15 protein-coding genes are annotated in these 17014 nt (G+C 65.1%); 7 read left to right on the top strand and 8 right to left on the bottom strand.

The window, feature by feature from the left end:
- Nucleotides 1–17: 17 nt before the first annotated feature.
- From DKK67_RS01875 to DKK67_RS01860, 4 genes are read right to left on the bottom strand one after another with little or no spacing between them, the layout of a single operon-like run.
- The gene (locus DKK67_RS01875) at nt 18–620 is read right to left on the bottom strand and encodes a pilus assembly PilX family protein (RefSeq protein WP_111493846.1); all 603 of its coding nucleotides are present in this window, start codon (nt 618–620) and stop codon (nt 18–20) included.
- Nucleotides 617–1663, bottom strand: coding sequence for a prepilin-type N-terminal cleavage/methylation domain-containing protein (locus DKK67_RS01870; protein WP_162628716.1), 1047 nt, complete (start codon nt 1661–1663; stop codon nt 617–619). Before DKK67_RS01870 ends, DKK67_RS01875 begins: the two co-directional genes overlap by 4 nt.
- Before the next feature lies 1 nt (nt 1664).
- A complete protein-coding gene (gene pilV, locus DKK67_RS01865) occupies nt 1665–2120 on the bottom strand; it encodes a type IV pilus modification protein PilV (protein WP_111493842.1) in 456 nt (151 codons plus the stop codon).
- Nucleotides 2117–2620 (bottom strand): GspH/FimT family pseudopilin, encoded by a 504-nt coding sequence (locus tag DKK67_RS01860; RefSeq protein ID WP_162628829.1) that lies wholly within the window; start codon nt 2618–2620, stop codon nt 2117–2119. Before DKK67_RS01860 ends, pilV begins: the two co-directional genes overlap by 4 nt.
- A 686-nt stretch (nt 2621–3306) precedes the next feature.
- Here DKK67_RS01860 and DKK67_RS01855 point away from each other — a divergent pair.
- The 4 genes from DKK67_RS01855 to DKK67_RS01840 all read left to right on the top strand — a co-directional run bounded on the left by DKK67_RS01855 (nt 3307) and on the right by DKK67_RS01840 (nt 7271).
- Nucleotides 3307–4350, top strand: a complete 1044-nt coding sequence (locus DKK67_RS01855) for an AraC family transcriptional regulator (protein WP_111493838.1) — start codon at nt 3307–3309, stop codon at nt 4348–4350.
- A gap of 263 nt (nt 4351–4613) precedes the next feature.
- Nucleotides 4614–6044 (top strand): cardiolipin synthase, encoded by a 1431-nt coding sequence (gene cls, locus DKK67_RS01850; protein ID WP_111493836.1) that lies wholly within the window; start codon nt 4614–4616, stop codon nt 6042–6044.
- Between the two features lie 128 nt (nt 6045–6172).
- Nucleotides 6173–6859 (top strand): GntR family transcriptional regulator, encoded by a 687-nt coding sequence (locus DKK67_RS01845; RefSeq protein ID WP_111493834.1) that lies wholly within the window; start codon nt 6173–6175, stop codon nt 6857–6859.
- The gene (locus DKK67_RS01840) at nt 6846–7271 is read left to right on the top strand and encodes a hypothetical protein (RefSeq protein WP_111493832.1); all 426 of its coding nucleotides are present in this window, start codon (nt 6846–6848) and stop codon (nt 7269–7271) included. Before DKK67_RS01845 ends, DKK67_RS01840 begins: the two co-directional genes overlap by 14 nt.
- 21 nt (nt 7272–7292) lie before the next feature.
- Here the strand turns inward: DKK67_RS01840 and DKK67_RS01835 are convergent, their stop codons facing one another.
- Both DKK67_RS01835 and DKK67_RS01830 read right to left on the bottom strand, forming a co-directional pair.
- The gene (locus DKK67_RS01835) at nt 7293–9518 is read right to left on the bottom strand and encodes a patatin-like phospholipase family protein (protein ID WP_228160488.1); all 2226 of its coding nucleotides are present in this window, start codon (nt 9516–9518) and stop codon (nt 7293–7295) included.
- Between the two features lie 101 nt (nt 9519–9619).
- Nucleotides 9620–10255 (bottom strand): hypothetical protein, encoded by a 636-nt coding sequence (locus DKK67_RS01830; RefSeq protein WP_111493830.1) that lies wholly within the window; start codon nt 10253–10255, stop codon nt 9620–9622.
- 187 nt (nt 10256–10442) lie between these two features.
- Here DKK67_RS01830 and DKK67_RS01825 point away from each other — a divergent pair, with 187 nt between their 5' ends.
- Nucleotides 10443–11204, top strand: a complete 762-nt coding sequence (locus DKK67_RS01825; RefSeq protein ID WP_111493828.1) for a hypothetical protein — start codon at nt 10443–10445, stop codon at nt 11202–11204.
- Nucleotides 11205–11314: 110 nt separating this feature from the next.
- The gene (locus DKK67_RS01820; protein WP_228160487.1) at nt 11315–11698 is read left to right on the top strand and encodes a hypothetical protein; all 384 of its coding nucleotides are present in this window, start codon (nt 11315–11317) and stop codon (nt 11696–11698) included.
- Nucleotides 11699–11740: 42 nt separating this feature from the next.
- Here DKK67_RS01820 and DKK67_RS01815 read toward each other — a convergent pair whose 3' ends face one another.
- On the bottom strand, nt 11741–14950 hold the full coding sequence (locus DKK67_RS01815; RefSeq protein WP_322873899.1) for a transporter substrate-binding domain-containing protein: 3210 nt from the start codon (nt 14948–14950) through the stop codon (nt 11741–11743).
- Nucleotides 14951–15065: 115 nt separating this feature from the next.
- On the opposite strand from DKK67_RS01815, the gene DKK67_RS01810 reads away from it, so the two are divergent.
- Nucleotides 15066–15299, top strand: a complete 234-nt coding sequence (locus tag DKK67_RS01810; RefSeq protein WP_111493826.1) for a DUF2789 domain-containing protein — start codon at nt 15066–15068, stop codon at nt 15297–15299.
- Here the strand turns inward: DKK67_RS01810 and DKK67_RS01805 are convergent.
- Nucleotides 15293–16891, bottom strand: coding sequence for a GGDEF domain-containing protein (locus DKK67_RS01805; protein ID WP_111493824.1), 1599 nt, complete (start codon nt 16889–16891; stop codon nt 15293–15295). The genes DKK67_RS01810 and DKK67_RS01805 overlap by 7 nt on opposite strands.
- Nucleotides 16892–17014: the final 123 nt, after the last annotated feature.

Genomic DNA, 17014 nt, shown 5'->3' with positions numbered 1-17014 from the left:
TGGTGTCTCGGTTCTGCCTAGAGCGTGCGTTTGACGTAGGCCTGGAGCACCACATAGGCACGCCCCTCGGTCTCGTCGCTGTCCGGGTCGGCGCTGCGCGCGGTAATCCGGTAGACGTATGCGGTGCTGCTGTCGCTGGTGGAGCTGCCGTACTGGTTGCTGGTGGCGTTGCGCGAGGCGCTCTCACTGGACGTGTCGTCGGCGACGGTCGCCACCCGGTCGATGACGTACTGGGGCGTCAGCGCCAGATCGCTGACCGCATCGCTGTCGTCGACGCTGACCCAGCCCGGCGAATCGCTGGCGCGGCCATCGTCGGCGTCGCCCAGCTCGTTGGCGGGGATCGCTTCGCAGAAGTTGTCCTCACAGTCGTAGACGCTGCCGCTGTCGCCGGCACCGTCGTAGTCGAAGTCCTCCACCACCGCCTGACCGGCGCGCAGCGCGGATTCGGCGGCCTGGAAAGCCAGATCCCGGTCGTAGAAGTTGCCGGACATCTGCTCTTCGTTCTTGGTCATCTGGGCACCGGCCAGACCGATGATCAGGATGACCGCCAGCAGGATCAGGGCGATCAGCAGGGCCGCGCCGTTCTGTTGCGACGGCGGTGTGAGGGGGCGGCGTGTCATGGCAATCGGTTCCTGAGTGTGACCACGTGGGTATAAGTGCGGGAGATGTCGTCGGTGCCGTTCGTACCGACACCGGCGTCTGAGCGCGCCAGGGTCAATCCCAGTTTGACCGCCAAGACATCGCCCCAGTCGCCCACCTCCGCGGCATCCTCGTAGTCGGTATCGCCGTCCTCCAGATACTGGATGCCGAGTGCACTGACCGAATCCACCACCTCCCGGGTCACTTCGCTGCCGTTCTCCAGCGCCACGCGGTAGAGGGAACGGCCTTCCGGCGTCGAGCAGTCGTCGTCGCGGCCGTTGCAGCCCAGGTACCAGGCGGTGGAATCGAAGCGGGCGAGCAGGCTGTTCTCGTCGTAGCTCTTGGTGGTGCCGCTCCCGCCGCAGGCCACGGACACGCCCAGGCCCTGGGTGCAGTTGCCCGGCGTCAGGCCGCTGGAGGCCAGATGCTGAACCGTCGTGCCGGTACTGGCCGGCCCCGACATCTGGAAAATGCTGGCCTGGTCGAAATCGCACGCCAGCAGGATGTCGCCCTGCTCGAACGGGTGGTCGCTGCTGTTGAGGGTCAGGGTCGCCGCATCGGTGTCGTGGGACACCACGCTCAGCGGGTGGCTGCCGGTGGTGGTGATCCAGATGGCATCGGAGCCGGACAGGCGTTGCGCCTCGCTGTCACCAAACCCGGCACCGTCGAAATCATCCTCGCCGTCGAATCCTTCCAGCCCGTCGCCGAAACGGGCCCACCAGTCGTTGCTGGTGCCGCTTTCGGTGTTGTCGGCGCTGTTGTTGAGCACGTTGGCGATATCGATGTCGGTGCCGCAGGGGATTTCCCCCGCCCGGCGGATATCCCGCGACATCAGCTCGAAGGCGAAACGGGCGTTTTCCTGGATGCGCCCCATGGCGCGATTGGATTCGTAGACCTGGGAATTCATCAGAAAAGCCCCGGTGACCGTGCCGATGATGATCAGGCCAATCACCAGGCTGATCATCAGCTCGATGAGGGAAAAGCCATACTGGCTCGCCGCACGGAGGGAACGCGAATGGTTCATCTCAGATCGCCCCCACCAGCGACACCGTGGTCGCGTCGTCCGTTTCTTCGAGGCTGGAGACGTCCTCCCAGCGCACCTGCACCGTACAGCGGCCATCGTCGTCGCACGCAATACCGCCGCAGGCGCCTTCCCCCAGCAGATCGTCGATTTCATCGACCCAGTTGGCCAGGTCGGTCTTGGCCAGACCGGACACGCCGCCGGGCACCGAGCAGGTTTCGCCACTGGCCGCTAGCGTCATGTCGTACCCGGCATCCACCGCCACATCGCGGTTGGCGCGCAGGCGGTCGAGAATGGAATAGGACAGCATCACCGCCGAACTACGCAGCATCGCGGTCTGGTTGCTGTGCAGAGTCTCCAGGTTGAGCTTGGCCACGCCCAGCAGGCCGATGGCCACGATCAGCATGGCGACCAGCACCTCGATCAGACTGCTGCCACGGCTCCTGCGCATCGTCTTCATCCGCAGCCTCCTTCATCGATATGGGCCTGCCCCACCAGGGTGTAGGTGACGCAGCGCTGGTAATCGCCGGAGGTCACTTCGAAGGTGCCGGTGGTCGAGGCTTCACCGGTGGCGGAGAATGTCAGGTTGGCGGCACTGGCGGTGATGCTCAGGTCGTTGCCCGGTGCGGACCAGACTTCCGACGCGCTGGTGATGGCGCCGTTGCCGGCCCCCACGATCCAGCCACCGCTCCAGTCGGCGGACGCCGCCGCGCAGCCGCTCTCGGCCGCATCGACCGGGCACAGGGTGGTTCGGGTACGGCCTTTCATGGCCTGGTCCCGGGCCAGCGCCAGGGCATTGACCAGCCCCAACGTGGCGGTCCGGCCACGGCTGTTCTCGAAAAACGCGCTGAAGGCGGGCACCGCTACCGAGGCGAGGATGGCAAACACCGCCATGGCCACCAGCAATTCGATCAGGGTGAATCCGCGCTCGTGCGTGGTGTACCCGGGGTTCCGGTTCATGTCGATCAATCTCGCTCTGCTCGCCTGCGGGTCCACAGCCGTTGCGTCTGTGGACACGGCAAGCACGTCCCGCTTCAGGATAGGGATCAGGACGTGAAATCAGTGGCTGTGCCATGAGGGGACCAGGAAGCGGGAGACAGCTCTGAAAGGGGCAGAGAGCGGCCGAACGACAACAACAAGACCAGACTTCGGTCCGACGGCAACCCGCCCTGACCCTGACTCATAACAATTCGGTACCGGATCGATGGTGCCACCGGCCTGCGTTAAGTTGTCTTCGGATAATGAAAAGTTTCTGTAAAGAAACGCAGGCGCAAGGCCAGGCTGTGATGCAGGTCACGGGGCGTCATGCCGGGCGAATCGGCCGACTGACCGGGTCGGGCGTTGTATTGGCAGATGTGGGGAAGTCAGCGGGCAAAAAAATGGCCGCCTTGCGGCGGCCCATGTGCGAAGGGATCAGCAATAAAAGATGCTATTGAGATAGTCCTTGAGCGCCTCGCAGTTGCGACGCTCCAGCTCCGTATGAGGTACAAAGATTTCCAGATCCATCTCAATCACCTCCAGACCATGTCGGTCAACCCATGAATTCAATAACAGAGTAGCTCGCAACGCGTGGGTCGGCGTTGACACTCCGTCCCAACTGTTTGACATTTGGTAACACCATAACGACAAGATGCGATCCCGGAGTCATGCCCCACACCGCCCGGACGAAGCCCGACACCCCCCGCCAGGAACCGCGAGTCGCGGCTTCCACGGCGCTCGGTCTGGTGCACTACCTGAACACCCACGAGGCGCTGGATCAGCCCGCCGTGGAAACCCTGCTGGGCCTGTCGCTGACGGAGCTGGCCAGCCCCGACCTGCGGTTGCCCGCCTGCACCCACTACGCACTCTGGACACTGGCCGAGCAGGCGACCGGCGACCCGGCCATCGGTCTGCACATGGGAGAGATCGTCGACCCGGATCGGATGGGGCTGCTGGCCCATGTGTTCTTCAATTGCGACACCCTGGGCGATGCCATTACCCAGTACGTGCGCCTGCACCAGCTGATCAACGAAACCGTGCACCTGAGCTTCACCTGCCGCGACGAATTGGCAATCCTCACCTGGCAAGCGCAAGACCCGGCCCATTACTGTCGCCAGGACATGGACCGGACCCTGTCCGCCACCGTCAACCGCGCACGCTACTTCATCCACCCGCAACTGGACATCGCCTGGGTGCAGGTGGCCCATGAGGCTCCCGGCTACGACGACGAGTATCGGCGCATCCTCGACTGCCCGGTGCATTTCGGCGCGCCCGCCATGGCCCTGGCGTTCAGCGACCGCTACCTGACCCGGCCCATCCCCCACCGCAATCCCTACGTGCACTCGGCCATGCTCAAGCAGGTCAACACCCTGCTCGCACGCCTGCAGACACGGCGCCGTTTCAGCCGCAAGGTGCGGCGCCTGATCTCGAAGCAGATGGCCAGCGAGCGCATCGACGCCGACAGCCTGGCGAACCAGCTCCACATGAGCCGCCAGACCCTGTACCGTCGTCTCAAAAAGGAAGGCATGAGCTTCCAGGAACTGGTCGAGCACGTACGCAAGGACAAGGCACTGCGCTACGTGGCGTCGGACCGTTACGCCCTCGGCGAGATCGCCTTTCTTCTGGGCTTTTCCGAATTGAGCGCCTTCAGCCGCGCGTTCAAGCGTTGGACCGGGGAATCCCCCGCCCAGTACCGGGCCCGCCACCTCTAGTGTCCCGTCTGGTTAATGCGCTAATTGACTGCGCGTCGCTGGAGGTTCTGGACAAGGCGCCCGTTCGCCGGCATGGTGGTTCCATATCACGAACCTTCAGCCACTCGCCCTTCGGGAGCCCCTGAGAGACCGCACGGCTGCGTTGCAGTGACTTGACTTTGGAGCCACCAAACCGGCGTCCCCACGCCTTGCTGCCCGGTCTCTCAGGGGCTCAGTCGATTAGCGCATTAACCAGACGGGACACCAGGGAGTTATCTTCGCGAATGTGGGATCTGTCGTTTCTCCCCTTCCTGCTGCTGGGCGTCTATAGCCTGGCGCTGTTCTGCGTGTTCCGCATCCTGCTCAATTACCGCACCGCCCAGGGCGCCATCGCCTGGATCGTGGCGCTGATGGCGTTTCCCTACATCACCCTGCCGCTGTTTGTGCTGTTCGGCCGCAACCGGTTCGCCGGCTATGTCCGCGCCCGGCGCTCGGGCGACGAAGCCCTCAACCAGCTGCTGTCGGTGTTCGAGAACGAAGAGCGGCTGACCCGCATTCCCGACGCCAAGGATCCCAGCCCGGAACTGCGCGTGCTGACCAAACTGGTGAACCAGCCGTTCAGCCGGGGCAACGCCTGCACCCTGCTGCGCGACGGCAAGGCCACCTTCGAGGCCCTGTTCGAGGCCATGGAGAACGCCCGCGACTACATCCTGCTGGAGTTCTACATCGTGCGCTCCGACAAGGTGGGCCAGCGCATCAAGGCGATCCTCAAGCGCAAGCTGGCGGAAGGAGTGCGGGTGTACTTCATCTACGACGATATCGGCAGCGTCTGGCTGCCGCGCAATTATCTCAAGGAACTGACCACCGCCGGAGCGCGGGTGGCGGCCTTTGGCGACGGCAACGTGCGCCGGCGGCGCTTCCAGATCAACTTCCGCAACCACCGCAAACTGCTGATCTGCGACGGCCGCGTCGGCTTCGTCGGCGGCATCAACCTGGGGGACGAGTACCTGGGCACGCTGACCAACCATCTGGGCTGGCGCGATACCCATTGCGGCATCACCGGACCGGCCGTGCTGGGCCTGCAACTGGCTTTCGTCGAGGACTGGTACTGGGCCGCCAACGACCTGCCGCGACTGAACTGGACACCGCAGGTGGACCCGCACTCGGACCAGGAAGTGCTGGTCTTCCCCACGGGCCCCGCGGACCGCTTCGACACCGGCACCCTGTTCTTCCTCAACTGCATCAACAACGCCCACGAGCGGATCTGGATCACCTCGCCCTATTTCGTGCCCGACATCCAGGTGGTCAACGCCCTGCTGCTGGCCGCCCTGCGCGGAGTCGACGTGCGTATCCTGATCCCGGAAAACCCGGACCACATGCTGGTGCGGCTGGCCGCCTATTCCTATCTGGTCCAGTCCACCAAGGCGGGCATCGGCATCTACCGCTACCAGCCGGGATTCATGCACCAGAAAGTGGTACTGGTGGATCACCGTTACGCCGCCGTCGGCACGGCCAACCTCGACAACCGGTCCATGCGCCTCAATTTCGAAGTGGGCGCGCTGGTGACCGACCAGGCCTTCGTGGACGATGTGGAAGCCATGCTGGAAGACGATCTGGCCCAGTGCCGGCCCATGACCGCTGACGACTACAGCCAACGCTCACTTCCCTTCCGTCTGGCCTGCCGGGCGGCTCGCCTGCTGGCGCCCGTGCTGTGAGGCACGTCCCGGGGCCGCTTGCTCGCCGCCCGGGGCGACTTGCAGTTCTGCAACAGTGTGAGAGCATATCGGACGGCAACCCGCCGCCACCTCACCCATAACCGAACGCCAAAGACCGTGGATCGCCGATGAAGCCGTTCAAGCCCCGCGAAACCCTGACCGAGCAGGTCGCGCGACACATCGAGGACCTGATCGCCTTCGGTCAGCTGCATTCCGGGGAACGCATCTACGAAGGGGCCATGGCCCGGCAGCTGGACGTCAGTCACGGCTCGGTGCGCGAGGGGCTGCTGTTGCTGGAAAAGCGCCACCTGGTGCGCAACGTACCGCGCAAGGGCGCTTTTGTTACCGAGCTGGACACCTACTTCGTGCGCAGCCTGTACGAGGTGCTGGAACTGTACCTGTGCCACACGGGGCGCAAACTGGTGCGCCAGTGGCAAACGGAGGACATGGAGAAACTGGAGTCCCTGTATGAGCGCATGCTGGAATGCTCGCGCCGGCAAGACATGCTCGCGTTCCTGGACCTGGGCATCGAATACACCCAGGCCTCGCTGGTCTACGCCGACAACTACTTCATCCTGCAGGCCATCCAGGACCTGTGGCCGTCGGCACGGCGCTGTGCCTTCCTCGCCTTCCGGCACGCCAGCCACCAGGTCATCCACGACAACCTGGCCCACATGCGCGATTCCATCGACGCCATCCAGGCCCGGGACGAAGCGCGGCTGGACGATATTCTGCGCCAGTATGCCCGCCAGCAGTGCCAGCAGGTCCTGGCCTGCCTCGATGAGCAGCAGGCGTCCGACCATGCGGCCGGATGAACCTAACAGGTCCGGCGCATTCCTCCTTGCCGGCCTGCTGCTGTTACTGGGCGGCTGCGCGTCCTCACCGCAGACCGACGTGCCGACACCGCTGCCTCCGGCCCAGCCCGACGAGTCCGGTGCCGAACCGGCGCCCGACGCCGCGGATCGCGAACCGGCTCCGGACCGGAGTGCCCCGGCGCCGCGCCTGTGCGCCTGGAGCAAGACCAGGGGCGTGGCCAAACTGCTGGCACAGGAACAGGACCGGGGCACCTGGCAGTTCTTTCCCGGCGACGACGTCGTGTTTCACGAGGTGCCCGGTGACGCCGGTCAAGGCGCCGAATTCCGCGCCATCCTGGAGCGGCCGCTGAACGGCCCATGTGACCAGGAGCGCCTGATCCTGGTCGCACCGCTGCTGCCAGCGGCCCAGTGAAACCGGCCCTCTATCCAGAGGTCAGTAGTTGATAAACAGGCTTTCCAGGGAGTAGCCGACGGTCAGGAACAGGGTCCAGTGTTCGTCGTCGGCCCAGGCGGACGACACCTGCACCGGCCCCAGAAAGGTGTTGATGCCGGCGAACACGCCGTAGGAGTGGATCACGTCGGTCCATTTTGCGTTGCCAATGTCCTGCCAGCCGTTGCCCCCCTCGTAACTGACACCGGCGAAGAAGGGCACGATGGGGCCGCCGAACCGTCGATAGGTGTAGAGAGACAGCAGGGCGGCGTCCTGGCCGGTGACCTCACCGCGGGCATAGGCCGACAGCCGGTGGAAACCGCCCAGGGACACGTAGTCCTCCACCCCGGCCTCGCCCTTGGTCACCGAGCTGGCGAAGGCCTGGCCAACCACCACCTGACGTCCCCACTCCGCCGCCTTGGCTGCCAGCAGGGTGGCGCGATCGTAGTTTCGGTCCGAACCCAATCCGGGTCGTTCGAATCGGCCCTCCAGGCCGAAGAAGGCGCCGCTGCTGGGCAGGAAGGGATCGTTGAGGGAGTCGTAGGTGCCCTGAAGCGTCCAGGCGCCCTTGTCGATGCGGCTCTCGGAGAGATTGGAATCCCCCAGCACGTCGTCCACCGAGGCGGTACCGCGGCGGTAGCCCGCACGGATCTCCCCCTCGGCGCCCAGCTCCAGGCCCAGACTGACATCGAAGCCCTGTTCCTCGACCTCGACTTCGCCGACGCGGTCACCCGACTCGTTGAACACCGAGTAGCTGTCCCGTTCGTAATCGACACCGGCCAGGGCAAAGCGACGATAACCAAAATCCAGCGGCTGGAACCATTCCGTGCGCAGGTACGGCTCGGTGCCCAGCTGCAGGCCGGTGTTCCACTCGGCGCCCAGGGCGTTCAGCTCAGTCATCTGCAGGGTGCCGCCAACGTTGAAGCGGGTGTCACTCTCGAAGTTGTCCTCGTAGCTCAGGCCAAACTTGAGGTAGTTCGGCCCCCAGCTTTTTTCCTTCGCCTCGATCACCAGGATCGCCCCGGCCTCCGGATCGTCCGACGGCACCAGCGAGTAACTCACGGTCTCGTAGTACCCCAGGCCGTAGATGCGCCGCAGGTCATCTTCAAGCCGCTCCACGTCGAGGGGCTCCCCCGGTTGCTGATGGATGCGCGAACGCAGGAACTCGCGGGACAGGCGGGAGTCGTGATCGATGCGCACGTCGGCAATCCGGTCCGGTGCGAAACGGGCACTGGTCCGGTGTTGCTGGTACTCGGCCCAGGCCACGTCGCCCACTCGCAGCCGGTTGAGGCTGACCGCCTTGTTCCGGGTCGCCGTGGCGCCGGACTCGATGATCTGGGTGGCGTCGTAGAAATCCGCCGAGGAAAGCCCCTCCAGACTGGGCCGGATCAGCACGTCCTGCTCGTCCATCAGGGCCAGTTGGTCGTCCACGTTGCGACGGGTCATCAGCGTGGTGAGCTGCCCCACCACGGAGAACGCCCCGGTCAGCTTCTCGCTCTCCTGCAGGGCGTCGCTGATATCCACGGCGATGACCACATCGGCACCCATCGACTGGGCCACACTGACCGGCAGGTTGTTGGCAATGCCGCCGTCCACCAGCAGGCGGCCGTCCCTCTCGGTGGGAGCGTAGACACCGGGAATACTCATGCTGGCGCGGATGGCCTCGGCCAGGGAACCGTTGCGAATGACCACCTGCTCGCCGGTTTCCAGATCCGTGGCGACCGCCCGGAAGCGCAGCGGCAGGTTATCGAAATCACGCGCCAGGGCCGCGTTGCGGGTCAGCTCGTTGAGGATAAAGCCGAGGTTCTGGCCGGCCACCAGACCGCGCCCCAGCACAAAACCATCGCTACTGACGCCGATACCGGGATCCACCGGGTAGCGCCAGTCATCCACCTTGCGGCGCACCGGTTTATAGGCACGGCCGGGGCTGTCCTGGAAGCTGGAGAGCCAGTCCATCTCGATGAACCGGTCCTCGATCTCGTTGACGTCCATGCCCAGGGCGTAGAGGGCCGCGACCGCCGAGCCGGCGCTGGTGCCAACCACGATATCCACGGGAACGTGCATTTCCTCAAGGGCCCGCAACACCCCCACGTGCGCCATGCCCTTAGCGCCACCACCGCTGAGCACCAGGGCAACCACCGGGCGCTTCTTCCTGGCCGTGTCCTCGGCCTGCGCCAGGGCAGGCGCAGCCATCAGCGACAGCAGTAGCAGGACGATCAATCTCGGCACGCGACACTCCCTTGCCGGACCCGTGGCGGTCCGGGTGTTTCAGGCGATTCAGGATTCACAAAACGAAAACGCCGCCCCGGGAGGGGACGGCGCGGCGGGTATTATTGGTTCTTGTCCTCGTCCTCGACCAGTGACAAATGGGAAATGTCCGGGACCACCGGCGGAATGGGCTCTTCGTTCTCCACCAGGGTCACGCCTACCGGCGCGACGCTCCAGTCGTCGAGGTGCTCGAACATCGGCGCTTCCACCTCATGGGCCTCGCTCAGGCGGTCGTGAGCCGCACCGACGCGCAGGCTGGAGTGCGCCAGGATTGCATCCACCTTTTCGCCCGCCACATTGGGTCGTTCGCCGGGCTCCACCGGCACGCCGCCGGAAGACCCCTCCGCGTCACCCGCAGCGGCCGGCGCATTCGACGCCTGCGGCTCGGGCTCCGGCGCCGGAGGCGGCACCGGACGGGACGCCGCCGGGCGCTCGGTCGGTTCCGCAGGCGACGACGGTGGGGGCTCGGCCGCGCCGGCCATGGGCTCAGCGTGGGCAATCATGCCGTGCTTGCGCAGGACCGCCAGATACTTCTCTGCCTGCTCCTGCTCCAGCTTGTTGCGGATCACCACCCGCCGGCCGCTGAACATCCGCTCGACCTGGTCGACGCTCGCCTTGAACAGGGCCCGCGCGTTGGCACGCGCGGTCGGCTCGTCGGTGCCGGGCGCACACTCTCCCTTGAATACCAACTGATACATGACATCGTCTCCGCGAAAACAGGGCCCGGTTACCCGGGGAATGCCTCTATCCTAGCGTATCCCCCCGGCCGGCCAAAGTGCCCGCCGGCATTCCCTGCGATGCGCCAATGCCGTAGCATGCCCCTCTTCCGGAGACGGCCGGCAGCAATCCGTTGCGGCGTATAACAACAAGCAGGAAACCGTACCCATGCTTCTGATCATCAAGGTGGTGGCCACCCTGGCCACCGTCCTGGCCCTGGCCTGGCTGGCGGAGCGCGTCAGCACCCGGGTGGCCGGCATCCTGGCGGGCTTTCCGCTGGGCACCGGCGTGGCGCTGTTCTTTCTCGGCTACGAGCAGGGACCGGCCTTCGCCGCCGATGCCGCCCGTGGCACCCTGCTGGGCTTTATCGCGGGCCAGACCCTGGCGCTGGCGTTCGCCGCGACCGCCAGCGAGAAACGCCTGCGTGCGTTGACCCTGTCGGTACTGGCGTTTCTGGTGGTGGCGCTGCCGCTGTCACTGCTGGATCTGACGCTGCCCTGGGCGCTGCTGGCCAGCGTGCTGTTCACGGTGGTGGCGCACCGCCTGATGCGCCACTTCGCAGACACCGGCATCACCCTCGACAAGCGGCCGGGTTGGCCGGAACACATCCTGCGCGGCGTGATCTCGGGCCTGATCGTGGTGGCCATCACGTCCGCCGGTCACTGGGGAACGGCCACTCTCAGCGGCGTCCTGGCGGCTTTCCCCATCACCTTCTTTCCGCTGCTGGCGATCATTTTCTGGCAGCACGGGCCGGCGCCGGCGCAGACGCTGGTCAAGCACTATCCGGCCGGCCTGGGCTCGCTGATCACCCACACGGTGGCGGTGGCGCTGCTTTACCCGGTGGTCGGCGTTTTCGTCGGCACAGCGCTGGCTCTGGCGCTGGCCACGCTCTGGTCATTCGGCTGGCTGGCCTGGCAGAGAGCCCGCTGACGCTTGCAAACAATTGAAAAAAGGTCGTCGGAAGGATGAGCAAACCTGCGTCCGTTTGCCATAATGCAACGTAACAAGCCATTACATTCGGTTACACTGCGAGTCTGACGATGAAAACGCTGCGCAACATGCAACTGCCACGAATGCTGGGCAGCCTGGGGCTGCTGCTGGGGCTGGCCTGTGCGCAATCCGCCCGGGCGGAAAACATCGATCTGTTGATGAGCGGCCTGTTCGATGCCCGGGGCCCAAGCTACATCGGTTATACCAGCGTCAGCCGCGACGAGATTCCCGCAACCGCCAACTACGCCCGCAAATACCTGATCGTCGATTTCCGCTTCGATTCGGCGCAGTCCGACGACCACCTCCAGACCAGCATCCACACCATCTGCATGGCGATGATCCGCGATCGCGACCTGATGCAGCGCCTCACCCGCCAGGGCTACGACATGGTGTCGGTCGCCTTCGATCGCCGCTCCCAGTACGACTGTCTCTGACCGCGGCTAACGACCCGTTTCTCCGGATCGGCCCGGCTCTGACTAGCGGTCGCTGTCCGCCGTGGCGTCCTCGGAGAGGAGGTCGGGGAAGGCTTCCAGGCGATCATCCAGACTGTCCAGCTCGAACGCGTCCACGTCCGCCTGCAGGTCACGGCCGTACTCCACCACTTCCTTGACCCGGTAACGCTTGCCCCACTCCTGCAGGCGCTGGGCGAACGCACTCAACTGTTCGGGATCGCCGCCGCCGCGCAGGCCTTCCCACTCCTCGGTAAAGGTGCGCTGCAAGTCCGCCTTGAGACGCCGGCGCAGATAGCGATTGGTGACATCATTGAGCACCATGTCGTCTTCCGGTTCGTCGCCTTCGCCCTGTTCCGGCGCGCGGCGCTCGTGATCCAGGAAGCGCGCCAGTTCCTCCATCAGCACCTGCCGGCTGACCGGCTTCTGCAGGAAGCCATCGAAACCCGCTTCCTCAATGCGGTAGGCGTCGCCTGGCATCACCGAGGCGGTCAGGGCAATCACCGGGATGTGCGCCAGGTTCTCGTCCTCGTGCATGGTGCGGCGGCAGGTGAAACCGTCCATCACCGGCATGCGGATGTCCATCAGCACCACACCCGGCTGGCACTCGCGGGACACGCTCAGCGCCTGGCCGCCGTCCTCCGCCTCGATCACCTTGAGGCCGACGGGTTCGAGCATGTCGCGCACCAGTTGGCGGTTCATGCGGTTGTCGTCCACCACCAGCACCAGGCCATTCTGGAACAGCAGATTCGGCGCCCCTTCGTCGCGGGTGTCCGGGCCGGTGGTGGACGTTTCCACATCGTGCAGCACCAGGCGGAAACAGGAGCCCTCGTCCAGAGTGCTGGTGACGGTCAGGTCCCCGCCCATCATGCGCGCCAGTTTGCGGCTGATCGCCAGGCCCAGGCCGGTGCCGCCGTACTGGCGGTTACTCTGCCCTTCCTGCTGCTCGAAGGCATCGAAGATCCGCTTCTGCTGGTCCTCGGGGATACCAATACCGGTGTCACTCACCTCGATCACCAATTGGCACTCGTCGCCGGAATCGTCGCTGTGGCAACGCTCAGTATGGGCCCGGAGGCTGACCTCGCCCTCGTGGGTGAACTTGATGGCGTTGCCCACCAGATTGAACAACACCTGGCGCAGGCGGGTCTCGTCCAGCACCATGGCGCGCGGCATGTCCTCGGCCAGGGTCACGCTCAGGGTCAGGCCGCGGGCCTTGGCGCGCATCTCGAAGATGCGCCGCACGTCCTCCAGCAACCGCTTGAGGTCCAGCGGCCCGAATTCCAGCCGCATCTTGCCGGCCTCGATCCGCGACAGGTCGAGGATGTCGTTGATCAGCGTCAGCAGGCTGCGACTGCCGGCCTTGATCGATTCGATGTAGCCACGCTGGCGGGGATCGGTGACGCCGCTTTCCAGCAGCTCCGAGTAGCCCATCACCGCGTTCATCGGCGTGCGAATCTCGTGGGACATGTTGGCCAGGAACTCGCTCTTGGCGCGGTTGGCCGACTCCGCTTCCCGCGCCAGCTGCTCGGCTTCCAGTTTGGCGGCGCGCAGCTCGTCCTCGCTGCGGCGCAGGGCGTCCTCAGAGCGAATCCGCTCGTCCACCTCGCGCGACAGTTTGCGGTTCCAGTAGAGGAAGATCAGCACCACCACCACGGCAATCAGCACCACCCGGCGCACCACCGTGTAGTCGATGTCCTGCTCGATATCCAGGTGGATCCAGCGGTTGTAGATGGTGTCGTAGTCTTTCTTCTCGATCGCCCCCAGGCCCTTGTTGAGGATGCGCAACAGTTCCGGTTCGTCGCGCCGTACCGCCAGGCGCAGTTCGTACTGGTAAGGCGTGATGCTGGTGATGCGCAGGTTGGACAGGCCCAGGTGCGCCACCGTGTAGCTGACCCCGGGGATGTGCGTGACCATGACGTCCAGGTCGCCGTTGGACAGCGCCAGCAGGCCTTCCTCCAGGTTATCCACCGGGTACAGGTTGAGCTCGGGATGGTTGATCAGCAGGTATTCGTGGCTGGCCTGCTGGCGCACCACGCCCACCCGCTCGTCACGCAGCTCACGCAGGTCACCGATGAAGCGGCCGTCGTCGCGGATGACCATGGCGATGGGCAGGCTCAGGTAGGCGCGGGTGAACAGGAACAGTTTCTCGCGCCGGGGCGTGCGTGGCAGGGCCGGCAGGATGTCGATCTCGCCATCTTCCAGCATCGCCTCGGCCTTCGACCAGTCGTCCAGGGTGCGTGTGGCGAAGCGCACGTCGAGACCGTCGGCCAGCTGGCCCACCAGATCCGGCACCAGGCCGGTGGGGCGGCCGTCCTCGGCGAATTCGAACGGCGGCCAGTCGGTGCGGTAGGCCACGCGCAGGTCAGGATGGCGCTTGAGCCAGGCCTGTTCCTGCGGCGTGACGGTGACCTGATTCTCGGCGTCCACGCCGGGCAGCTCGAAGGCGATCCACTTGCCCTGCACCGCACGGCTCTCGTTGCCACTGATGGATTCCACGCCGGCATCGAGGATGCGCTGCAACCGTGGGTTGTCCGAGGCCACGGCAAAGGCCACTTCCGCCGGCTGATTGTTGAGCACGGTGACCAGCGAAAGCTGGTCGATCAGCCCGGCGCGCAGGTAGTCGGAAATCACCGGCATGGGCGCGAAGAAGGCATCGGCCTCGCCCGCCAGGATGCTGTTGACCGCCTCGCTCACCGAACGCACCGGGATCGGCTGGAACGACTGCACCGGATCCAGCAGGGAGTATTGATGGGAATCACCGGCGATCAGCGCCACCCGCTTGTGCTCCAGATCGGACAGGCGTTGCACCGAAGCGTCATCGGCGTTGGCGAACAGGCCATAATTGAGCGACATGAAGCTGTCCGTGAAACGCAGGTTGGGGGCACTGGCCGGATGCTGCACGGTCATGATCACCGCATCCAGCTCGCCCTCGCGCAGGCGCGATTCAAGGGTGACGGCGTTGCCGGGCACCAGGGTGACGTCCACGCCCAGTTTCTCGCCCACCAGCCGCGCAAAGCCGGGATGGGTGCCCACCATTTCCCCGTCCTGGGCCAGGTACGCCAGGGGTTTGCGCTGCCCGGCAATGCCGATACGCAGGTTACCCTGCTGCGCCACCCAGGCCAGGTCGTCCGCCCCCAGCATCGGACGCGGTGATGGCATACGCGGCTCGGCGGCCAGCGGCAACGCGATCAGCTGGAACAGGACAAACAGGGTGGCTAGAGCCAGACCGCGCTTCACTTGGCTATCCTCGGGTGTTTGGCTAGATTGATTGACAGGACGTGATTCAAACGGGTTCTCAAGTTGACCGAGCGGCCTCAACGCAGAGGACTCCTGCCTCGAGGACTTTAGCATCATGGATACCAGTCAGCACTCCCTGTCGACGCTGTTCGAACAACTGGGCCTGCCGGCCGATGCCGCCAGCATCGAGGCCTTCATCAGCCGGCACGCACCACTGCCGCCGGACATGGTCCTGGCCGAAGCTCCGTGCTGGAACGCGTCCCAGGCCAGCTTTCTGCATGAAGGCATTGACGAGGATTCCGACTGGGCGGAAGTGATCGACGAGCTCGACGCCCTGCTGCGTCACTGACCCAGGTGGGCGACCCGGTTACGACCGTCCCGCTTGGCCTGATAGAGCGCTTTGTCCGCGGTGTCGAACAGATCGTCCGCCGTGGCCGCGTCGCCGAACGCCACCAGCCCCGCCGAGACGGTGATGGTCACCGGCTGATCCTGGAAATGGAACGGCAACTGCGCCACATGCTCGCGCAGATTATCGATCACCTTGAACGCCGCTTCCATAGTCGTTTCGGGTAACAGGATTACAAATTCCTCGCCGCCGTAACGGGCCACGAAGTCGGTGGAGCGCAACCGGTCGCACAGGGTCTTGGCGACCAGCTGGATGACCCGGTCGCCCGCCTTGTGGCCATAGGAGTCATTGACGCGCTTGAACAGGTCGATGTCCAGCACCGCCATCACCACCGGCTGGTGATAGCGCTGCCAGCGGTCGAACTCGAACTGCAGCCGTTCCTGCCAGGCCTCCCGGTTGGGCAACTGGGTCAGCATGTCGGTCAGGGAACGGGCACGCTCGGCGCGCAGTTTCTCCTGCACCTGCTCGGAATAGGCTTCCAGTCCCGCCACCTTTTCCTGCATGGCCGCCAGCTCTTTCTCCAGCATGGCCTCACGGCGGCATTCGTCTTCCCGATAGGTGCGGAACGAGGTGGATAGCGCCTGGATGTTGGCCGACACGGACGCCTTCAGCTCGTCCAGGCTGTGGGCAGTGCCGATGGCCTGCTCGATGTCCTGCAGCTGCTGACTCACTTCGCTGTCCAGGGCTTCGGCAGCGTTGCGCTGGTCGAGCCGGGCGTCGACCTGGGCCTTGCAATTCAGCTTGAGGGCCGCCAGGCGCTCGTCCAGCCGGCGCAGGAAACTCTCGAACTCCAGCCGACCGCGACTCACCGCGGCGATGATCAGGTCCACGATCTCGTTGAGGACGTCGCGCAGCTCATCCCAGTCGCTGCCCATCTCCAGGCGCTGTCTCAGGTGCATGGCGCGGGCGTGGGCCGGCGCATCCAGACTCACCTGGTTGAGGACGTGCCCCAGCAGATCGCCCACCCGACGGGCGATGTTGAGCCGCGCGTCTCCACTGTCATCGGGTGTCGTTGTGGGTATCGCGATCTCCGCCGCGGGCGGCGCCTCAGCTTCGCTCGCCGGCTCACGCTCGTGCAAACCGAACCAGCGGCGCCAGCCACGAGTCGGCGGGCGCTCCGGCTGCCCCTGGCTTTGCTCCAGCAGATCCGCCAGGGTCGTCAGCCATTGCACCAGTTCATCGCCGCGATCGGCCAGGTCGTCGACCTGTTTCTCCAGCGTGCGCAGCCCTTTGCGGCTGTTCCGCTCCAGCTCGCCAAGGGCCTCCAGGATGCGCTCCAGCGCCAGTCTCAGGTTGCGTTCGGAACGGAAACGCCGCTCGTCGAGGGCTTCGAGGGCCTGGTCAAAGCGGCTCTGCAGCTGTCGCAGGGTCGCCAGGTCGCAGGTCTCGTGTTTGAGGATGCGGCGCAGTTCCTCCAGCAGTTCGTCCGCCGCGGCGTCCTGCCCCGACGCGAACAGGCTGGTGCGGACCAGGAGCCGCTGAAGGGTGAAGCGCTCCTCCTGCCAATCCTTGGGGCGAATTTCCGACATCGTCATGATTGCTGTCCCGGAAACGGGGGCTGATGGCTCATCGTGTGCGAACGTCCTTTCCCAATGCCCTATAGCGTAGTCGCAGGCATGGCATGCTTCTAGTACTTTGGAAACCTAAAGGTTAGCACC

The sequence above is a fragment of the Marinobacter bohaiensis genome, assembly GCF_003258515.1.
Taxonomy (GTDB): domain Bacteria; phylum Pseudomonadota; class Gammaproteobacteria; order Pseudomonadales; family Oleiphilaceae; genus Marinobacter_A; species Marinobacter_A bohaiensis.
The sequence above is the reverse complement of the archived record's forward strand: the minus strand, read 5'-3'. Positions and strand labels throughout refer to the sequence as shown.

Bases quoted from the DNA above. Each gene is read 5' to 3' on its own strand.
- DKK67_RS01825 (WP_111493828.1), top strand. From the start codon at position 10,443: ATGCTTCTGATCATCAAGGTGGTGGCCACCCTGGCCACCGTCCTGGCC.
- DKK67_RS01810 (WP_111493826.1), top strand. From the start codon at position 15,066: ATGGATACCAGTCAGCACTCCCTGTCGACGCTGTTCGAACAACTGGGC.
- DKK67_RS01830 (WP_111493830.1), bottom strand. From the start codon at position 10,255: ATGTATCAGTTGGTATTCAAGGGAGAGTGTGCGCCCGGCACCGACGAG.
- DKK67_RS01805 (WP_111493824.1), bottom strand. From the start codon at position 16,891: ATGACGATGTCGGAAATTCGCCCCAAGGATTGGCAGGAGGAGCGCTTC.
- pilV (WP_111493842.1), bottom strand. From the start codon at position 2,120: ATGAAGACGATGCGCAGGAGCCGTGGCAGCAGTCTGATCGAGGTGCTG.
- DKK67_RS01860 (WP_162628829.1), bottom strand. From the start codon at position 2,620: ATGAACCGGAACCCCGGGTACACCACGCACGAGCGCGGATTCACCCTG.
- DKK67_RS01845 (WP_111493834.1), top strand. From the start codon at position 6,173: ATGAAGCCGTTCAAGCCCCGCGAAACCCTGACCGAGCAGGTCGCGCGA.
- DKK67_RS01870 (WP_162628716.1), bottom strand. From the start codon at position 1,663: ATGAACCATTCGCGTTCCCTCCGTGCGGCGAGCCAGTATGGCTTTTCC.
- DKK67_RS01875 (WP_111493846.1), bottom strand. From the start codon at position 620: ATGACACGCCGCCCCCTCACACCGCCGTCGCAACAGAACGGCGCGGCC.
- cls (WP_111493836.1), top strand. From the start codon at position 4,614: ATGTGGGATCTGTCGTTTCTCCCCTTCCTGCTGCTGGGCGTCTATAGC.
- DKK67_RS01840 (WP_111493832.1), top strand. From the start codon at position 6,846: ATGCGGCCGGATGAACCTAACAGGTCCGGCGCATTCCTCCTTGCCGGC.
- DKK67_RS01855 (WP_111493838.1), top strand. From the start codon at position 3,307: ATGCCCCACACCGCCCGGACGAAGCCCGACACCCCCCGCCAGGAACCG.
- DKK67_RS01820 (WP_228160487.1), top strand. From the start codon at position 11,315: ATGAAAACGCTGCGCAACATGCAACTGCCACGAATGCTGGGCAGCCTG.